We start from the raw sequence: 17841 nt of genomic DNA on the forward strand, positions 1-17841 counted from the left end.
CGCGTTCCACCGTTCTGCGTAGTCCCTGCCATGGTTGGTGTGTTGCGGGTCCATGGACGCGGGTGCAAACGCAAACGTTGGCGGCGACAAAACAATGGCACGTCTATTGCTAAATTCCGCTCGCCGGCATCTCACCCGCGAAGCCGCGTGACGTACGCAACGGGGCGCCGTTCAAGCGTCATTTCAACCATCCACCGGTGGAGGCACCATGCTTCGATACGCTGTGATTTTCTTCATCATCGCCATCATCGCCGCAGTGTTCGGCTTTGGAGGCATCGCCGCGGGCGCGACCGAAATCGCCAAGGTATTGTTCTTCATCTTCCTGGTGATCTTCCTCGTCACCCTGCTGATGGGCGTGATCCGACGCTGACGGCTGCACACAGCGTTCGGAGAATTCACGCCTCGCCCGATGCGAACCGGTGGCGCCGCGGTGGTGCCACGTCGCGGTTTGCACTGCCGTTATCGCCATTGCAATACTTGCCGCAGCATATTGCAATTGTTGCCGACGCATCGGGCGCTTCACCTCTGCTCCCGCTCCGCTTCTTTTCTTCGCATGCCGCAAAGCCGGGCGGCATTGCTTTCAGGCCGCACGCGCAATCGGCGGCGTCGCGTGTAGACGGCGCGACCAGTTCGCGAGCGTGCGCATCGCAACCGGCGGCTTGCTCAGAATCGCGCTGTCGTAGCGCTTGCCGGCGAAGCGCACGAAATCGACGATACGAAACCCCTGCCCGCGATAGAACGCAATCTGCCGCGCGGCCGGTTGCGGCGTATCGAGCGCAAGTTGCGCATAGCCGCGCGTCGCGGCCCAGTGTTCGGCGAACGCGATCAGCAACGTGCCGATGCCGCGTGCCTGCCACGCCGGATCGACCGCGAACTGCCGCAAGCTCGCGACATCGCCGTGCCGGTACAGCTCGCAAGATGATTCGCCATCCGAAGCATAGAGCGTCATCGTGCCGACGATCTGTCCTTCGCATACCGCGACATGGCAGTCGCCGCGCAGCACGCGTTCACGGGTCGTCCCGATGGTCTGATCGACGCACGTGCAATTGAGTCCCTGCGCGCCGAGCGGTGCGAACGCGCGATGCAGCAGCGCCGTCAACGCGACGAACGAATCGCGCGACGCGTCGAAGCGTCTGAGTTCGACGTGGCTGGCACCACGATACACATAGCGGACGGGAACGGCTTGCGGACGGCTTGTGCGACGCTTCACGTTGAGCACCTCGTGCTGACTGGATGCCCGAAGTGTAGGGATGGCCCGTGAGCGTCTCAAGAAAAAATGTCGTAAATACTCAGGCCGCTCACCGGTCGTTCACGAGATGTTTTCCGCTTCGTACAGACGGCGGCCGGCCGCGTCCTTGCTGCCGAGGATCGGCTGAAAGTCGATCGGCCACTCGATGCCGATGTCGGGATCGGACCATAGCAGGCAGCGCTCCAGCTCGGGAAACCAGTACTCGGTGGTCTTCCACACGCACTCGGCGACATCGGACAGCACGACGAACCCGTGCGCGAAACCGGGCGGCACCCAGATCTGCCGCTGGTTGACTTCGCCCAGATACTCGCCGCACCATTTGCCGAAGCTCGGCGAGTTCAGGCGCACGTCGACCACGACGTCGAAGATCTCGCCGCGCACGACGCGCAGCAGCCGTCCCTGCGGACGCTGCACCTGGTAGTGCAAGCCGCGCAGCACGCCATGCACGGCGCGCAGATGGCGGTCCTGCACGAAGTTGAAACCTTGCGCGACGTCGTCCGCAAACTCGTCCGCGCTGAAACTCTCGAAGCAGAAGCCGAACTCGTCGACGAACACTTCCGGCTCGATGAGTTTCACCTCCGGCAATGCCGTCGCCATGACCCTGTTGCCCATCGCCACTGTGCTCGTAAAAAGGCTGGCCAGCGAAGATACGGCCGCTTTCGCGACCGAGTCCGACAGACGAGGCGCACCCGCGACGCGGGCGCACTATCGCGTGCTAAAGCGACATCCTACGCCTCAGTGGCCGCCCTGCTACGGGCGCGATACTCGGTTGGCGACAATGCCATGCGTTTGCGGAAGATTTTCGCGAGACGATCGCCGTTGCCGGTGCCGCTGCGACGCGCGATCTTGTCGACCGGCAATTCGGTCTCGGTCAGGAAGTTGCAGGCGATGCGCAGCCGCACCTGCAGCAGGTAGTCCGACGGCGTGACCTGCATCTCATGCTTGAAACGGCGCAGGAAATTGCGCTCGCTCATTGCGGCGACCTGCGCGGCATCGGCGACCGAGACCGGACGGTCGCAGTTCGCCTCCATCCAGCGCGCGGCCGCGCGAATCTTCTCCGCGACGCTCAGCGTGCCGCCCTCCGCCGGCAGCGGCACCCACGTCGCGGCCATGCCGGGCATCACGCGATCGGCGACGCTGCGCGCAAGCTCGGCGCCCAGGTCGCGCTTGATGAACATCAGCGCGCTGCGGGCGCAGTCGTGACGGTCGTTGGCCGCGCTGAACGCGCCTTCGCTCGCGCTCGCACCCGGGTAGCGGCTCATCAGGCCGTCATGCTCGGTCGGGCCGGCCGCTTCGAGCACGAGGCGTCCCTCGCCGATCGTTTCGATCGCGCGCGTGCGCGATTGCACCGCGCGCAGCCAGTTCAGCAGACGTTCGTCGCGCGCGGCCACATGGGCGCCATAGCCGCCGGCGATGAACAGCACGTCGAAACCACCGCCAAAGCGCGTGTCGATGCGGTCGGTCCAGATGCGCGCCGACGACGAGCTGGCGACATTGCCGCCGTCCATCGACAGGAACTGCACGTCGTAGGGCGGATCTTCCCCGTCTCGCGTGCCGGCGAACTCATTGGCGGTCTGGAACATTTCGACGACGGTACCCGGGCCGAGCAGCCAGAACCCATCGAACAGCAGAATGCCGATTCGCCGCGCTGCAGTACGGACGTTCAAGGCGGGCGTGTGCAGCCACGTAATTCTCGTAGTATCAAGGTGCATGTGCGGCATGATCTATCCCCAAACGGTCATACGTTGCGGACCCCGATTTGCCTCGTCATCAGACGAAACAAGAGAATGCAGTTATTACGGCGGAAAAAGAGACTAACGCCGCATAAAGGATTAAGCGTGATGTTAGCGGAATGGATCGCTATAGTAAATTTGAAAAGCAAATTTCATCATGACGGCCCTTGTCTGAGGAAAAGTTGTTATTGAGCGATTGATATGAGCGCTCGACAAGTCAAACAACTATGCCAGGCCGCGTGAAGAGCTTATCGATATCTTATCGCAAAGCCTTGATGGACGGCACTCTCGCGCATTCCGGCAAAGTTACCGATAATGCGAAGAACGTGATTGCGCGTTACCGAGTACGTTTCTTGCGCGGTTCAAAAATGTTTCAATTGTGAACTGCTTATCGCCGGGTTAATGCCGATGCTATTCGGTATTTTATTCGCAAAGCGTAAATTTATTGCCCGTCGTATTAGGCATTTCGACGGCATTCGTTCCGCACCTCAAATTAATATCCAAATGCAGATTTATTGCGGGTTCTAAAAATGTTTCGATATTGAAACATCAACGGCGCTTTTCGTATGATTTAAAGATCGCCTGCGCCGCTCCTGTCGAATCCGGAATGATTGGATGCAGTGCAGCAATCACATCTGACGAACTCGCCAGAAGGCGCGCGCGTTGCAACCTGCGAGGTTGCAACGGCACATCTGAAGCGCGCGAGGAATGCGGCAAGCCGCCGGCTGGTGAGCGGAATCGCGGCGCGCCACTGCCGCGCCGCCGCTCGTCACCCTTGTGTCAGCCATTCGTACCTTCGCCGGCCAGCGTCGCCGTAGCCGACGTGCGCGCGAGCACCGGCCGCAAGGCCGCGCCCGTATGGCTCGCGGCCACCCGCGACAGGCTTTCCGGATCCGTTGCCGCGACGATCGTACCGCCACCCACGCCGCCCTCCGGACCGAGGTCGATGATCCAGTCCGCCTCGGCGATCACGTCGAGATCGTGCTCGATGACGACGACGCTATGCCCGCCATCCACGAGCCGATGCAGCACGCGAATCAGCTTCGCGACGTCCGCCATGTGCAGGCCGACCGTCGGCTCGTCGAGCACGTACAGCGTGTGCGGCGGCTTCTGGCCGCGCCGCGTGATGTCGTCGCGCACCTTGCTCAACTCGGTGACGAGCTTGATGCGCTGCGCCTCGCCGCCCGACAGCGTCGGCGACGGCTGGCCGAGCGTCAGATAGCCGAGCCCGACGTCCTTCATCAGCTGCAGCGGATGCCCGATGTTCGTGATCGACGCGAAGAACTCGACCGCCTCGTCGATTTCCATCGTCAGCACGTCGCCGATGTTCTTGCCGCGCCACGTGACCGCGAGCGTCTCCGGATTGAAGCGTTGGCCGTGACAGACGTCGCACGGCACCTTCACGTCGGGCAGGAAGCTCATGCCGATCGTGCGCACGCCCTGGCCCTCGCACGCGGGGCAGCGGCCCTCGCCAGTGTTGAACGAGAAACGCGACGCGGTATAGCCGCGCGCGCGTGCCTCCAGCGTGCCCGCGAACAGCTTGCGGATCGCATCCCACACGCCGATGTAGGTGGCGGGACACGAACGCGGCGTTTTACCAATCGGCGTCTGATCGACTTCGAGCACACGGTCGATGCTTTCCCAGCCGGTGACCGAATCGCAGCCCTGCCACGCGTGCGTGACGTTCAACGGTGCGCGCGGCGCCGAGCGCGCGAGCACGCTCGAACGGCGGTTGGCGGCCGGCTTCTGCTCGGCCGCCGCCCGCGCGCGCCGCGTGGCCGGCGACGACAACACCGAGCGCCCGACCGCATCGAGCAGATTGGTCATCAGCACGTCGCGCGCGAGCGTCGATTTGCCGGAGCCGCTGACGCCCGTCACCGCGACGAGCCGCGCGAGCGGAATGCCGACCGTCACGTCGCGCAGGTTGTGCAGCTTGCCGCCGTGCACGGTCAGCCAGTTCTCCGGCACCGCGGCTGCGCGCTTGCCCGGCGCGACCACCTCGCGGCGCGGCTGCAGCGGGTGCACGATCGGCTGCGCGAGGAACCGCCCGGTCAGCGAATCGGGCTGCGCGGATAGATCAGCGACGCTGCCCTGCGCGATCAGCGTACCGCCGCGCTTGCCCGCGCCCGGCCCGATATCGATGATGTGATCGGCGCGCCGGATCGTGTCCTCGTCATGCTCGACGACGACGAGCGTATTGCCCTTGTCGCCGAGCTTGCGCAGCGCGTTCAGCAGGATCTGGTTGTCGCGCGGATGCAGGCCGATGGTGGGCTCGTCGAGCACGTAGCACACGCCCTGCAGGTTGCTGCCGAGCTGCGCCGCGAGCCGGATGCGCTGCGCCTCGCCGCCCGACAGACTCGGCGCCGCGCGATCGAGGCTCAGATAGCCGAGCCCGACTTCTTCCAGGAACTGCAGCCGGCTGCCGATTTCGCTGACCACATCGCGCGCGATTTCGGCGTCGCGGCCCGTCATGTGCAGCGTATCGATCCACCCGCGCGTGTCGGACACCGTCCATTGCGCGACATCGACGATCGCTTGTGAATCGAACGTGACCGCGCGTGCGACCGGATTCAGACGCGTGCCCGCGCAATCCGGACACGGCTCGTCGACGAGCCCTTCCGGTTCCTGCTCCTCCGACGGCAAGCTCTGTTCGCGGCCGCGATTGTCGTCGACGACGATCGTGTCGTCGTACGCGGCGCGCTGTTCGCGCGTCAGCGACAGGCCCGTGCCGACGCAGCTCGTGCACCAGCCATGCTTGCTGTTGTACGAGAACAGGCGCGGATCGAGGTCGGGGTAGCTGGTGCCGCACACCGGGCACGCGCGCTTGGTGGACAGTACCTTCACGTCGCCGAGCTTCGCGGTGGACCGGCCGCCGTTGATCGCATCGTGCAGACCGTCGAGCGGCGTGAGCAGATGCATGATGCCTTTACCGATGTCGAGCGTCTGATCGAGCGCTTCACGCAGCTCGGCTTCATGATCGGCCGAGATGACGAGGTCGGCGACCGGCAGCTCGATCGTGTGCTCGCGGAAGCGATCGAGCTTCGGCCACGGATCGACCGGCACGAACTCGCCGTCCACACGCAGATGCGTATTGCCGCGCGCTTTCGCCCATTTCGCGAGATCTGTATAGACGCCCTTGCGGTTCACGACGAGTGGCGCGAGGAAGCCGACATGCTGGCCCTTGTGATCGCGCAGCAACTGCGCCGCAATCGATTCGGCGCTTTGCGACGTGACCGGCGTGCCGTCGTGAATGCAGTGCTGCAAGCCGAGCTTCACGTACAGAAGACGCAGGAAGTGCCACACCTCCGAGGTCGTCGCGACGGTACTCTTGCGGCCGCCGCGCGAGAGCCGCTGCTCGATCGCGACGGTCGGCGGAATGCCGTACACCGCGTCGACTTCGGGCCGGCCGGCCGGCTGCACGATCGAGCGCGCGTACGCGTTCAACGATTCGAGGTAGCGCCGCTGACCTTCGTGGAACAGGATGTCGAACGCGAGCGTCGATTTGCCCGAGCCCGACACGCCGGTGATCACGTTGAACTTGCCGTGCGGAATGTCGACGTCGAGCGCCTTCAGGTTGTGCTCGCGCGCGTTGACGATGCGCACGACGTCCTCGCCCTCGATCGCGCGACGCGCACGGGCCGCGCTCAGCGCCTTTTGCAGCGGGATGCCCTGGGGCTCCGCTTCGGCTGCGCTGTCCATCGCTCGGTCGTATTGCAGCAACGCCTCGCCGGTATGCGACTCGGCGCACGCCTTCACTTCGTCCGGCGTGCCGGCGCACAACACGCGGCCACCGCCGTCGCCGCCTTCGGGACCGAGGTCGATGATCCAGTCGGCTGCGCGGATCACGTCGAGATTGTGCTCGATCACGATCAGCGAATGACCGCCCGCAAGCAGCTTGCCGAACGCCTGCATCAGCTTCGCGATGTCGTCGAAATGCAGACCCGTGGTCGGTTCGTCGAACATGAACAGACGCTTCGCGACCACCTGCTTCGCGCCGCGCGTACTGCGCGCCTGCGCCGATTCCGCGAGAAAGCCCGCGAGCTTGAGCCGCTGCGCCTCGCCGCCCGACAGCGTGGGCACCGGCTGGCCGAGCTTCACGTATTCGAGCCCGACGTCGACGATCGGCTGCAGCACGCGCAATACTTCGGCGTCCTTGGCGAAGTACGCGGCGGCTTCGCTGACGGTGAGTTCGAGCACGTCGGCGATGCTCAATGCGCGCGCGGGCTCGCTTCGCTCGATCTTCACCTCGAGGATTTCCGCGCGATAACGGCGCCCATCGCAATCGGGGCAGCGCAGATACACGTCGGAGAGGAACTGCATTTCGATGTGCTCGAAGCCCGAGCCGCCACAGGTCGGGCAGCGGCCGTCGCCCGAGTTGAAGCTGAACATGCCGGCGCTATAGCCGCGCTGCTTCGCGAGCGGCGCCTTCGCGAACAGCTTGCGGATTTCGTCGAACGCGCCGACGTAGCTGGCCGGATTCGAGCGCGCGGTCTTGCCGATCGGTGACTGGTCGACGAATACGACGTCCGTGACCTGGTCCGCGCCCTTCAGCGCCTTGAACGCGCCCGGTGCTTCGGTGGCGAGGCCGAAGTGGCGCGCCATCGCCGGATACAGCACGTCCTGCAGCAGCGTCGACTTGCCCGAACCCGACACACCGGTCACGCAGACGAGCCGCTGCAATGGAATTTCCACCGTGACGTCGCGCAGATTGTGCTCGCTCGCGCCTTCCAGCACGATGCGCGGCGTGCTTGCGTCGACCGTGCGACGCGACCAGTGCGCGGCATCCGCGACGTGACGCCGGCCGCCGAGGTATTCGCCGGTCAGCGTGCCAGTGGAACGGATCGCTTCTGGCGCGCCGTCGAAAATGATCGAGCCGCCGCGCTCGCCCGGTCCCGGTCCCATGTCGATCAGCCGGTCCGCCGCGAGCATCACCGACGGATCGTGCTCGACCACGACCAGCGTGTTGCCCGCGTCGCGCAGCCGGTGCATCGCCTCGACGATGCGGTTCAGGTCGCGCGGATGCAGGCCGATGCTCGGCTCGTCGAGCACGAACAGCGTCTTGGTCAGCGACGTGCCGAGCGCGGTGGTCAGGTTGATACGCTGCACCTCGCCGCCCGACAGCGTGCGGCTTTGCCGGTCGAGTGTCAGATAGCCGAGGCCGACGTCGCAGAGATACTTGAGGCGTGTGCGCACCTCGGCGAGCAGCAGCTTGAGCGCGTCGTCGAGCAACGTGCTCGGCAGCGTGATGTCGTCGAAGAAACGGCGGATGCGCTCGATCGGCATCAGCATCAGGTCGTGCACGGTCAGGCCCGGCAACGCTTCGAGCTGCGCGCGCGACCACTGCACGCCGCGCGGCAGGAAACGCTGCGCCGGCGCGAGCACTTCGTTCGCGTTGGCCTTGCTGCCAAGGCGCCACAGCAGCGATTCGGTTTTCAGACGCGCGCCGCCGCAGGTTTCGCAGGGCGTGTAGCTGCGGTACTTCGACAGCAGCACGCGGATATGCATCTTGTACGCCTTCGATTCGAGATAGTCGAAGAAGCGTTTGACGCCGTACCAGTGCGTCTGCCACTTGCCGTTCCAGTCCGGCGAGCCGTTGATGACCCAGTCGCGTTCGCGCTCGCTCAGTTCGCCCCAAGGCGTGTCGCGGCGAATATCGGCTTTCGCCCCGTAGCGCATCAGGTCGTCCTGGCACTCCTTCCACGCGGGCGTCTGCATCGGCTTGACCGCGCCTTCGCGCAGCGTCTTGCGGGCGTCCGGAATCACCAGACCGAGGTCGACGCCGATCACGCGGCCGAAGCCGCGGCAAGCGTCGCACGCGCCATAGGCCGAGTTGAACGAGAACAGCGCCGGTTGCGGATCGGCATAGCGCAGATCGCTTTCGGGGCTGTGCAGGCCGGTGGAAAAGCGCCAGATGCGCGGCTCGGCGGCTTCGCCCTGCGGTTCGTCCGAGGTAGCCGGCAGCACGTAAATATTGACGCGCCCGCCGCCGCGCTTCAGCGATGCCTCGATCGCCTCGATCGCGCGCGCTTTATCGACCGAGCGCAGCCGGAAGCGGTCGGCGACGACGTCGAGCAGCTTGCGCTTGCCGGTGGGCGAATCGACTTCGCGCTGCGCCTGCACGCGCGTATAGCCGCTTGCCGACAGCCACTGCTCGACCTCCTGCTCGGACGCCGACTCCGGCAGCTCGACCGGGAACGTGACGACGAGCCGCGGCTCCTCCTGCGCGGTGCGCTCGAGCAGTTCCGCGTAGATCGTCTCCGGCGTGTCGTGCCGCACCGGATGCGCGCTCTGGCGGTCGAACAGCTCGGCCGCGCGCGCGTACAGCAGCTTCAGGTGGTCGTTGAGCTCGGTCATCGTGCCGACCGTGGAGCGCGAGCTGCGCACCGGGTTGGTCTGGTCGATCGCGATGGCGGGCGGTACGCCGTCGACGCGGTCGACCTGCGGCCGATCCATCCGGTCGAGGAACTGGCGCGCGTACGCACTGAAGGTTTCGACGTAGCGGCGCTGGCCTTCCGCATACAGCGTGTCGAACACGAGGCTCGACTTGCCCGAGCCCGACGGCCCGGTGACGACCGTCATTTCGCCGGTGCGCACGTCGAGGTCGACGTTTTTCAGATTGTGCTGGCGGGCGCCGCGAATGCGGATCGTGCCCTGGATCTTGATGCTGCTCGGGTTACCGCCGTGGGGAGTGTCAGGGGTTGCGTCGTTGGAGGACAATTTTTCCGACCGTCTGAAGGAGTGGGTCACCTCTCACGGCCGGCTCTCGCGACCGCGCAAGTTCGGTGCAGCCGGGTCGGCGCGGGGGCGCCCGGAAGCCTGGCTGTAGGGGGATACTATACTGTATGTTTATACAGTTTTCCATGACCGGCGCGAGCGCGCCTCGGGTCTGGACCGGCGGGGATCCGCAAATCGCCGCGCCGCGGCCAGGACGGCCGGCTAGCCGAGCGCGCTTTCCAGCGGCGACGGGTACCCTGTCGCCGCCAGCATGGCCGGGCCCGCCTGCGTGTCGCGCGCGGCAGCGTCGCCGAGCGCATGCGCGACGCAGCGCCTCGCCAGCACGTCGGTCGGATCGACGAGCCGCACCATCCGCCCGCCCGGATACGCGAGCGCCGGCTCGCGCAACAGCAATGGCAGTTCGGTGCACGCGAGCACGATGACCTGCACACCCTGCGCGACCAGATCGTCGACGGCCGCCGTGAGGTCGTCGCAGCATTGGCCCGACGTATGACCGGCCTTCGCGCCCTGCGGCCCGTAAATCGCGTTCATCAGACGCGCCTGCGCGGCCGCGCGCGGCACGATCTGCGCGAACCCGCGCGCGTCGAGCGCCTGTTCGTAGACGCGGCTCGCGAGCGTGCCCGAGGTGGCCAGCACACCCACTTCGCGCAGACCCGGCAAGGTCTCGCGTAGATAGTCGGCCGTGCAACTGAGCATATTGACGATCGGCACGCGCAGCGCCGGCTGGAGCCGCTCGACGAACGCATGCGCGGTATTGCACGGAATCGCAATCAGATCGGCGCCGCCCTCCTCGAGCGTTTTGCAGGCCGCGTACAGCGCGAGCGTCGGGTCGTCGCCGCGCTCGAGCAGCGCCGCGGTGCGATCGGGGATCTGCGGATTCTGCTCGACCATGATCCGGAGATGGTCCTGGTCGCGCACGCCCGGCGTGTTGCGCACGACCTTGGCAAGGAAATCGACGGTCGCGGCCGGCCCGATGCCGCCGACCACGCCGAGCCGGAACGCCCGCTCCGGCTGCGTGTACTGCGCCTGCGCGACGTAGCGCGCGTACACCTGGTTCGTATCGACGAGCGGCACCTCGATGCGCCCGAGCGCGCGTTGCACGAGGCCGATTTCCGCCAGCCCCGGCACGATCACGTCGACGCCCTGCGCGACCAGATCCGCGCACGCCGCGCGCAGCAGTTCGAGAGGACGCCCGTGCAGGCGGCCATCGCGAATGCCCTCGTCTCCAAATACGGCGCTCGTCACACAGTCGACACCGGTGTTATTGCGCGGATGGCACACGTCGAACCGACTGGCTTCGAAGTAACGCTCGAACAGGCCGTTCGCGCGAATCGCCGCCGACGTCAGCACGCCGATGCGCCGGGCCGACGGATAGCTGCGTCGCACGTGCGCCGACAGCGCGGTCATGATGTTGGCGACCGGCACGGACACGTTGGCCGTGAGTTCGTCGATGAAGGTGTGGCTCAGAAAGCATGGCAGCACGATCGCATCGACACCGCGTTTTTCGAACGCGCGCATCGTGTCGAGCATGTGGACCTTGAACTGTGCGCTCGTCGGATCGGGTGCGGCGGGCCCCTGCCAGGAGCGCGGTTCGAGGATCAGATCGAACGGGCGCGCTGCGCCTGGCCGGTGCGACGCCGTGCTCATCCGGCTGAGGATGTCGGCGCTGGCGAACTGCGCCGCGCCAGCCGCCACACCCAGCGAACGAAATCGATTCATGATCAGATCCCCCGGTCGTTCTTTGCGTCCACCCTCGATCTCGGGTGGCTTTCTGCGCGCTTGAGAATGACATTATGCGAGCGGCAGATGTTCTGGGGTTAACCACGAAATAGCATTACCTTGCGTTCGCGCAGGCGCATGGCCGTCACGGCCCCGCGACGGCACCGGCGACGGCGGCACTCAAACCGCCTCGGCCACCCCCGGCGCCGGATCGCGCTTGCGTCGCTCGAGCGTGCCGATGCAGACCAGCGACACCCCGGCGAGGCACGTATAGAACACCGCGAGCGGCCACCACGCGCCCGGATACTGATGCGCGAGCAACGCGCCGATCAGCGGCGTCAGACCACCGGCCAGCGCCGCGCACACCTGATACGACAGCGAAATCGCCGAATACCGGACCCGCACCGGGAACGCGGTCGACATGAACCCGGCCATCACCGCGTACGAACTCGACATGCACATCACCGCGAGCGCAATGCCGACGACGATCGCCACCGGCCGCCCGGTCGACACCAGCGCAAACATCGGATACGGCGACAGCATCGCGAGCGCGGCCGCGCCCTTCAGAAAACGTCCGGTGCCGATGCGCTGCGCGAACCAGCCGGAGCCGAGCTGCGTGAACAACTGGATGAACGCGACGACGAACAGGCAATCGAGAATCAGCGAACGGTCGAGGCCGAGCGTCTGGGTCGTGTAATTGAGCATGAACGTATTGACGAACCACGCGCCCGCCACGCCGATCACGTTCGCGCCGAGACACAGCAGCACGGTGCGCCATGCGTCGCGCAGCACCTCGGCGATCGGCAACGCGGCGACGCGGCGCTGCTCCTTCACCGCGCTGAATTCCGGCGACTCGCTGACGCCCGCGCGGATCACGAGACCGACCAGCAGCAGCACCGCGCTCGCGAGAAACGGCAGACGCCAGCCCCAGCTGAGAAACACGTCTTTATCCATCGATGCGACCGCGCGAAACGCGAGCAGCGACAGGATCAAGCCCGCCGGGCTGCCCAACTGCGCGAACGACGCGAAGAACGTGCGCTTGCCCTGCGGCGCGTGTTCGCTCGCCATCAGCACCGCGCCGCCCCACTCGCCGCCGATCGCGATACCTTGCGCGACGCGCAGCAGCACCAGCAGAACCGGCGCCATCACGCCGGCGCTCGCGTAGGTCGGCAGAAAGCCGATACCGACCGTGCCGACGCCCATGATGATCAGCGTCGCGACGAGCGCCTTCTTGCGGCCGATGCGATCGCCGAGGTGGCCGAATACGAGGCCGCCGAACGGCCGCGCGAAGAAGCCGACCGCGAACGTGCCGAACGACGCGAGCGTCGCGAAGAACGGATCGCTGCCTGGGAAGAACAGCTTGCCGAAGATCAGCGCGGACGCGGTCGCGTAGATGTAAAAGTCGTACCACTCGATGGTGGTGCCGACGAACGCGGCGGCGGCCGCGCGCGTCGGTTGCCGCGCGTGTTGAACGTGTTGAACGTGTTGAACGTGTTGAACGTGTTGAACGTGTTGAACGTGTTGAACGTGTTGAACGTGTTGAACGTGATGGGCGTGATGGGCGTGATGGGCGTGCTGGGCGTGGTCGTCTGGCTCGCGATGCATGTCTGTGTCTCCTGTCCGCGGCAACGGGATTGCCGGGTCCTGCTGATGAATGGCGCGGCTTCTGTGTGCCGTCGCCGGAAAAAACGCGGCGTGCGCCGCGGCGAGGCGTCAGGTTTTGAGCGCGTCCGCTGCGGCTTCGGCCTCTTCAGCCGACAGCGCCGACTTCAGCACGCCCGCTTCGAACAGACGCCGCTGCGTGTCGCCATCGATACCGAGCGCATCGAGCACCTCGCGCGTGTCGGCGCCGAGCATCGGCGGCGCGCTGCGGTAGGTGGCCGGCGTGCGCGACAGCTTGATCGGCGACGCGGTGCCTCGGTACGCGTCCATCTCGACCACCAGACCGCGATGCAGCGTATGCGGATGCTGCGCGACGACGTCGACGGTCTGCACCGGTCCGCACGGCACGCCGAGATGAATCAGCTGCTGCGCGAGCGGCTCGCAATCGTGCTGCGCGAGCAGGCTTTCGAGCGCCGCTTTCAGCGGCTCGCGATGCGCGCAGCGGCTGCGGTTGTCGGCGAAACGCGGATCGCCGGCGAGTTCGGGCGCACCCAGATGCGCGCACAGCTTGGCGAACTGCCGGTCGTTGCCCACCGCCAGAAAAATCGGCGCGCTCGCCGTGCGGTAGCTGTCGTACGGCGTGATGTTCGGATGCGCGTTGCCGGTACGCTGCGGCGTGCGGCCCGAGCCGAAGTAATTCGGCAGATGCGGATGCAGCAGCGACACGCCGCAGTCGTACAGCGCGATATCGATCGACTGGCCGCGCCCGCTGTTCGCGCGCTCGGCGAGCGCGAGCAGGATGCCGGCGAGCGCATTGAGACCGGTGACCATATCGACAACCGGCAGGCCGACGCGCGTCGCGGGCCCGTCGTGCTCGCCGTTCACGCTCATCAGGCCGGTCATCGCCTGGATCGCCGCGTCATAGCCCGGCAGGCCGCCGAGCGGGCCGTCGGGGCCGAAGCCCGATACCGCGCAATGAATCAGCTTCGGGAAGCGCTCGCGCAGCACGCCTTCGTAGTCCATGCCCCAGCGCTTCAGCGTGCCGGGCTTGAAGTTTTCGACCAGCACGTCGGCATCTTCGAGCAGCTTCCACAGAATCTCGCGGCCTTCATCGCGCGACAGGTCGACCGCGATGCCCTGCTTGTTGCGGTTCACACCGGCGAAGTACCACGCGGTGTCGCCGAAGAACGGCGGGCCCCAGCCGCGCGTTTCGTCGCCGTCGGGCGGTTCGAGCTTGATCACCCGCGCGCCGTGATCGGCAAGTGCCTGGGTGCAGTACGGGCCGCCGAGCACGCGGCTCAGGTCGACCACCTTGATGCCTTGCAGCGCGCCGTCGCAACGCTGCTTGCCGTGATTCATCGAGGCGGTCATCGCGCACCTCCGGCCGGCAGCAGACGCAGCGCCTGATCGAGCGTGACCGGACGGTCGTTGACGAGCGCGTCGACCACTTCGACTTCATCTTCAGCGCCGCGCAGATCGAGCGGATCGTAAGGCAGCAGCTTGTGCCGCACGACCAGATGCGCGAGCGCGAGACGACGGTAGTCGGGACCGAGTTGCGCGCCTTCGCACGCCATCAGCACGGCGGTGCTTGCGTTGTAGAGTGCCGAGCCGGCCTGGCGCACCCATTCGTCGCGGCCTGAATCGGCGACACCGGCGAGCGCGTCGCAGGCGCGTGTCAGCGTCGAGCGCAGCAGTGCGAGGCTTGCCGCGGGCAAGCCAGCCGCGCCGAGCAGGTCTTGCAGATACGCGCGCAGCGGTTCGAGCGCGCCGTCGCGCTTCGCGGCGCGCGCGATGTCGAGCGCGACGATATTGCTCGTGCCTTCCCAGATCGAGCCGAGGTGCGCATCGCGCACCAGCCGCGCGTCGCTCCACTCCTCGATGTAGCCGGTGCCGCCGCGGACTTCCATCGCGTCACCGGTCACCCGGCGCGCATCGCGGCACGCACGGAACTTGATCAGCGGCGTGAGGATGCGCACGCACTTCGCGGCCTGGCGATCGCCCGCATCGGCCTGTTGTAACAGCAGCGCGATGCGCATGAACATCGAACGGGCCTGCTCGGTGGGCAGCATCATCTTCGTGAGCTGCCGCTGCATCAGCGGCATCGTGATCAGCTTGCGGCCGAACGCCTCGCGATGGCGCGCGATGTGCAGCGCCTCGGTCAGCGAGCGCCGCATCAGACCGGCCGCGCGCACGCCGTTCGACAGCCGCGACATGTTGATCATGTCGGCCATCTGGTGGAAGCCGCGCCCCACTTCGCCGATCAGGTACGCGCGCGCGCCTTCGAGCACGATCTCGCCGCTCGCCATCGAACGGCTGCCGAGTTTGTCTTTCAGACGCACGATCCGGTAGCGGTTGCGCGAGCCGTCCGGCAGTGTCTTCGGCAGCAGGAACAGACCGAGGCCATTGATGCCATCGGGCGCGCCCGCGGGGCGCGCGAGCACCATCGCGAGATCGGCATCGGCGTTCGAGCAAAACCATTTGTCGCCATACAAACGCCACTGCTTTTCACCGTGCGCGTCGGCTTCGAGCGCGGCGCGCGTGGCAATGCGCGCGACATCGGAGCCGGCCGCCTGCTCGGTCATGAACATCGCGCCCTGGTACAGCGTGTCGAAATCGCGCGATGCGAGCATCGGCAGAAAGCGTGCGACCAGTTCCGGCGCGCCGAACTTGCGCAGCGTGCGCGTCAGCGAATCGGTCATGCTGACCGGGCAGCACAGGCCGAACTCGGCCTGCACGAACAGGAACGTCAGCGCATATTTGACGAGCGGCGGCGGAGTCTGTTTGCCGTTGTACGTTTCGTGGCTCATCGACGCAAGGCCAAGCTCGGCATAGGCGACGCGTTCGAGCGCGACGTAGTCGGGATGCTTGTCGATGCTTTGCAGCGCTTCGCCGCGCCGCGTGCGGTGGCGCAACGTGGGCGGGTTCTTGTCAGCGGAGAGCGCCCACAGGTCGAGTTCGTCCGACGCGCGCTGGCCGAGCGAGACGAACTGGCTTTCGAGTTCCCGGTAGAGCGTGTCGCCCAGATGCAGCCTCAACAGGCGCGCGAGTTCGGGGTCGCTGGAGAAGAAGTTGATGCCGCGGCTATCGGGGATGTTGGACGAGCCGTGGGCCGGCTCGGCGATGATTTCGCTCATGCTTGTCTCCATTTATTGAAGCCAGCATAGGAGCGGCTTCGATAATCGTCTAATACAACTTATATCCGGTACGATAAGTGGCACTTATCGATAAAAGAACGGAGACGACGATGGATCTGAAGCAGTTGCGCTATTTCGTGGCGGTCGCCGAAGAGCTGCATTTCGGGCGCGCGGCGAAACGGCTGTTCATTTCGCAGCCCGCGCTCAGTTTCGACATCCGCAAGTTCGAGGGGCAGCTAGGCGTCCAACTGCTCGCGCGCACCAACAAGTCGGTCGCGCTCACCAACGCGGGCCAGGCGCTGCTCGGCGAAGCGCACCGGCTGCTGCTGCAGGCGAGCGAAGCCGAGCGCATCACGGTGCGCTCGGCGCACGGCCTCGCCGGCCGGCTGCGGATCGGCTTCGTCAACTCGATGCTGTATCGCGGCATGCCGCAGGCGGTGAGCCGTTTCGAGGCCGATCATCCGGGCGTCGAGATCGTGCTGAAGGAAATGAACACGAGCGAGCAGGTGCAAGCGATCCAGCGCATGCAGATCGACATGGGCTACGCGCATTGGGGCAACTTCCCGTCGGACGTGACGTCGACGACGGTGTTTTCGGAGCCGTTCCTGTGCTGTCTGCCGGTCGATCACGCGCTCGCGCGCAAGCGCAAGGTCGATCTGCGCGCGCTCGCGCAGGAGCCGTTCATCCTGTTTCCGCGCACCGTGTCGCCGCATTATCACGATCTGATCATCGCGCAGTGCGTAGGCGCGGGCTTCAGTCCGCTGATTCGTCACGAGGCGCGGCTATGGCAGACCGTCGTCACGATGGTCGGCTTCGGCATGGGCGTCGCGCTCGTGCCGTACACGCTGCGGCAGATCCACGATCCGCGCGTCTGCTTTCTGCCGCTCAATGGGCCGACGCTGCTGTCGGAAGTGCTGCTGTTGCGGCGGAGCGGCGATACGGAGCCGGTGGCGAATCGCTTTATCGAGTATCTGCGCGAGGCGGGGCATCGCGCGCCGGCGCGCTCAGCCTGAGCGCGCGGTGTCGCCCAGCGGGTCTACATAACATACTGCATGTGCGGTATCAGATAGGCTTGCGGGTCTCTGAGCCGGTCCTGCTCGGTTTTGACTGCCGCCGATATCGCAGGCAAGTCAGTTTGGCATCCCGGAAATGGTTTGCTGGGTCACGCCAAAACAATACGCGGCCTTAAGGTCGGCCTCAATTGGCGGTTGTAGGGCCTGCGCATGGGCCTCCGCTACTGTCAGCGTCGCTACGTGCATGAATGTCATTCGGACTTGCATACACTGCTCCCGCCGATCTGTCATGCCTGCTGTGCGCTGATCATAGCAGCACGCTACCCGAGTGCTGGGGCGGGCGCGCAAATGTCAAGGATGGTCAGGTTAGACCGCGAAGCTACAAAACCGTGTTCGTATACCGCGATCTCCCTGGAGTGAGGCGAGCGCATGTTCTACACATTGCAAATCGAGATATACCCCGATCTCGAATGCCAATTATTTGTTGAGCCGGATTACCGGGCATACGATGCATCACCTGCACGACAGGCGTTATCCGCAGAGCAAAAGCGTCAGCAACGACAGCGCGACAGCGCTCTGTGCGGCGGCTCCGGTTTTTCTGGACACAGAGTTGGGGTAAAACGTGTGATCCAAACTGGAGTAGTTGATGTTGAAGA

Annotated in this window: 11 protein-coding genes; 3 read left to right on the forward strand and 8 right to left on the reverse strand. The window is 65.6% G+C overall.

The features are described from left to right. Positions 1 to 208 precede the first annotated feature (208 nt). A complete protein-coding gene (locus tag EVC45_RS03115; RefSeq protein ID WP_013089029.1) occupies positions 209 to 370 on the forward strand; it encodes a DUF1328 domain-containing protein in 162 nt (53 codons plus the stop codon). A 210-nt stretch (positions 371 to 580) separates the two neighbouring features. Here EVC45_RS03115 and EVC45_RS03120 read toward each other — a convergent pair whose 3' ends face one another. From EVC45_RS03120 to EVC45_RS03155, 8 genes are all read right to left on the reverse strand, one after another. Continuing rightward, positions 581 to 1210, reverse strand: coding sequence for a GNAT family N-acetyltransferase (locus EVC45_RS03120; protein ID WP_168991386.1), 630 nt, complete (start codon positions 1208 to 1210; stop codon positions 581 to 583). A 99-nt stretch (positions 1211 to 1309) separates the two neighbouring features. Beyond that, positions 1310 to 1861 carry a dTDP-4-dehydrorhamnose 3,5-epimerase gene (gene rfbC / locus EVC45_RS03125; protein ID WP_129956564.1) on the reverse strand — a complete coding sequence of 184 codons (552 nt, stop codon included), beginning with the start codon at positions 1859 to 1861 and terminating at the stop codon, positions 1310 to 1312. A 116-nt stretch (positions 1862 to 1977) separates the two neighbouring features. Continuing rightward, a complete protein-coding gene (locus EVC45_RS03130; RefSeq protein ID WP_129956565.1) occupies positions 1978 to 2970 on the reverse strand; it encodes a GlxA family transcriptional regulator in 993 nt (330 codons plus the stop codon). A 792-nt stretch (positions 2971 to 3762) separates the two neighbouring features. Further along, a complete protein-coding gene (gene uvrA / locus EVC45_RS03135) occupies positions 3763 to 9699 on the reverse strand; it encodes an excinuclease ABC subunit UvrA (RefSeq protein WP_129956566.1) in 5937 nt (1978 codons plus the stop codon). A 219-nt stretch (positions 9700 to 9918) separates the two neighbouring features. Continuing rightward, on the reverse strand, positions 9919 to 11436 hold the full coding sequence (locus EVC45_RS03140; RefSeq protein WP_129956567.1) for an amino acid racemase: 1518 nt from the start codon (positions 11434 to 11436) through the stop codon (positions 9919 to 9921). Between the two features lie 180 nt (positions 11437 to 11616). Then, on the reverse strand, positions 11617 to 13041 hold the full coding sequence (locus EVC45_RS03145) for an MFS transporter (RefSeq protein WP_248295016.1): 1425 nt from the start codon (positions 13039 to 13041) through the stop codon (positions 11617 to 11619). Positions 13042 to 13149: 108 nt separating this feature from the next. Continuing rightward, complete coding sequence (locus EVC45_RS03150) at positions 13150 to 14409, reverse strand: CaiB/BaiF CoA-transferase family protein (protein ID WP_129956568.1); 1260 nt, start codon at positions 14407 to 14409, stop codon at positions 13150 to 13152. After that, complete coding sequence (locus EVC45_RS03155; RefSeq protein WP_129956569.1) at positions 14406 to 16172, reverse strand: acyl-CoA dehydrogenase family protein; 1767 nt, start codon at positions 16170 to 16172, stop codon at positions 14406 to 14408. The genes EVC45_RS03150 and EVC45_RS03155 overlap by 4 nt, the downstream gene beginning before the upstream one ends. 110 nt (positions 16173 to 16282) lie before the next feature. Here EVC45_RS03155 and EVC45_RS03160 point away from each other — a divergent pair, with 110 nt between their 5' ends. Further along, on the forward strand, positions 16283 to 17185 hold the full coding sequence (locus EVC45_RS03160) for a LysR family transcriptional regulator (RefSeq protein WP_129956570.1): 903 nt from the start codon (positions 16283 to 16285) through the stop codon (positions 17183 to 17185). 429 nt (positions 17186 to 17614) lie between these two features. After that, positions 17615 to 17841 (forward strand): hypothetical protein (locus EVC45_RS03165; protein WP_129956571.1); only part of this gene is annotated, 227 nt, incomplete at its 3' end.

It is taken from the genome of Paraburkholderia sp. UYCP14C (genome assembly GCF_004197395.1).
Lineage (GTDB): Bacteria > Pseudomonadota > Gammaproteobacteria > Burkholderiales > Burkholderiaceae > Paraburkholderia.

Excerpts from the sequence above, each read along its gene's own strand:
- EVC45_RS03115 (WP_013089029.1), top strand. The coding sequence starts at position 209 with ATGCTTCGATACGCTGTGATTTTCTTCATCATCGCCATCATCGCCGCA.
- rfbC (WP_129956564.1), bottom strand. The coding sequence starts at position 1,861 with ATGGGCAACAGGGTCATGGCGACGGCATTGCCGGAGGTGAAACTCATC.
- EVC45_RS03130 (WP_129956565.1), bottom strand. The coding sequence starts at position 2,970 with ATGCCGCACATGCACCTTGATACTACGAGAATTACGTGGCTGCACACG.
- EVC45_RS03140 (WP_129956567.1), bottom strand. The coding sequence starts at position 11,436 with ATGAATCGATTTCGTTCGCTGGGTGTGGCGGCTGGCGCGGCGCAGTTC.
- EVC45_RS03145 (WP_248295016.1), bottom strand. The coding sequence starts at position 13,041 with ATGCATCGCGAGCCAGACGACCACGCCCAGCACGCCCATCACGCCCAT.
- EVC45_RS03150 (WP_129956568.1), bottom strand. The coding sequence starts at position 14,409 with ATGACCGCCTCGATGAATCACGGCAAGCAGCGTTGCGACGGCGCGCTG.
- EVC45_RS03155 (WP_129956569.1), bottom strand. The coding sequence starts at position 16,172 with ATGAGCGAAATCATCGCCGAGCCGGCCCACGGCTCGTCCAACATCCCC.
- EVC45_RS03160 (WP_129956570.1), top strand. The coding sequence starts at position 16,283 with ATGGATCTGAAGCAGTTGCGCTATTTCGTGGCGGTCGCCGAAGAGCTG.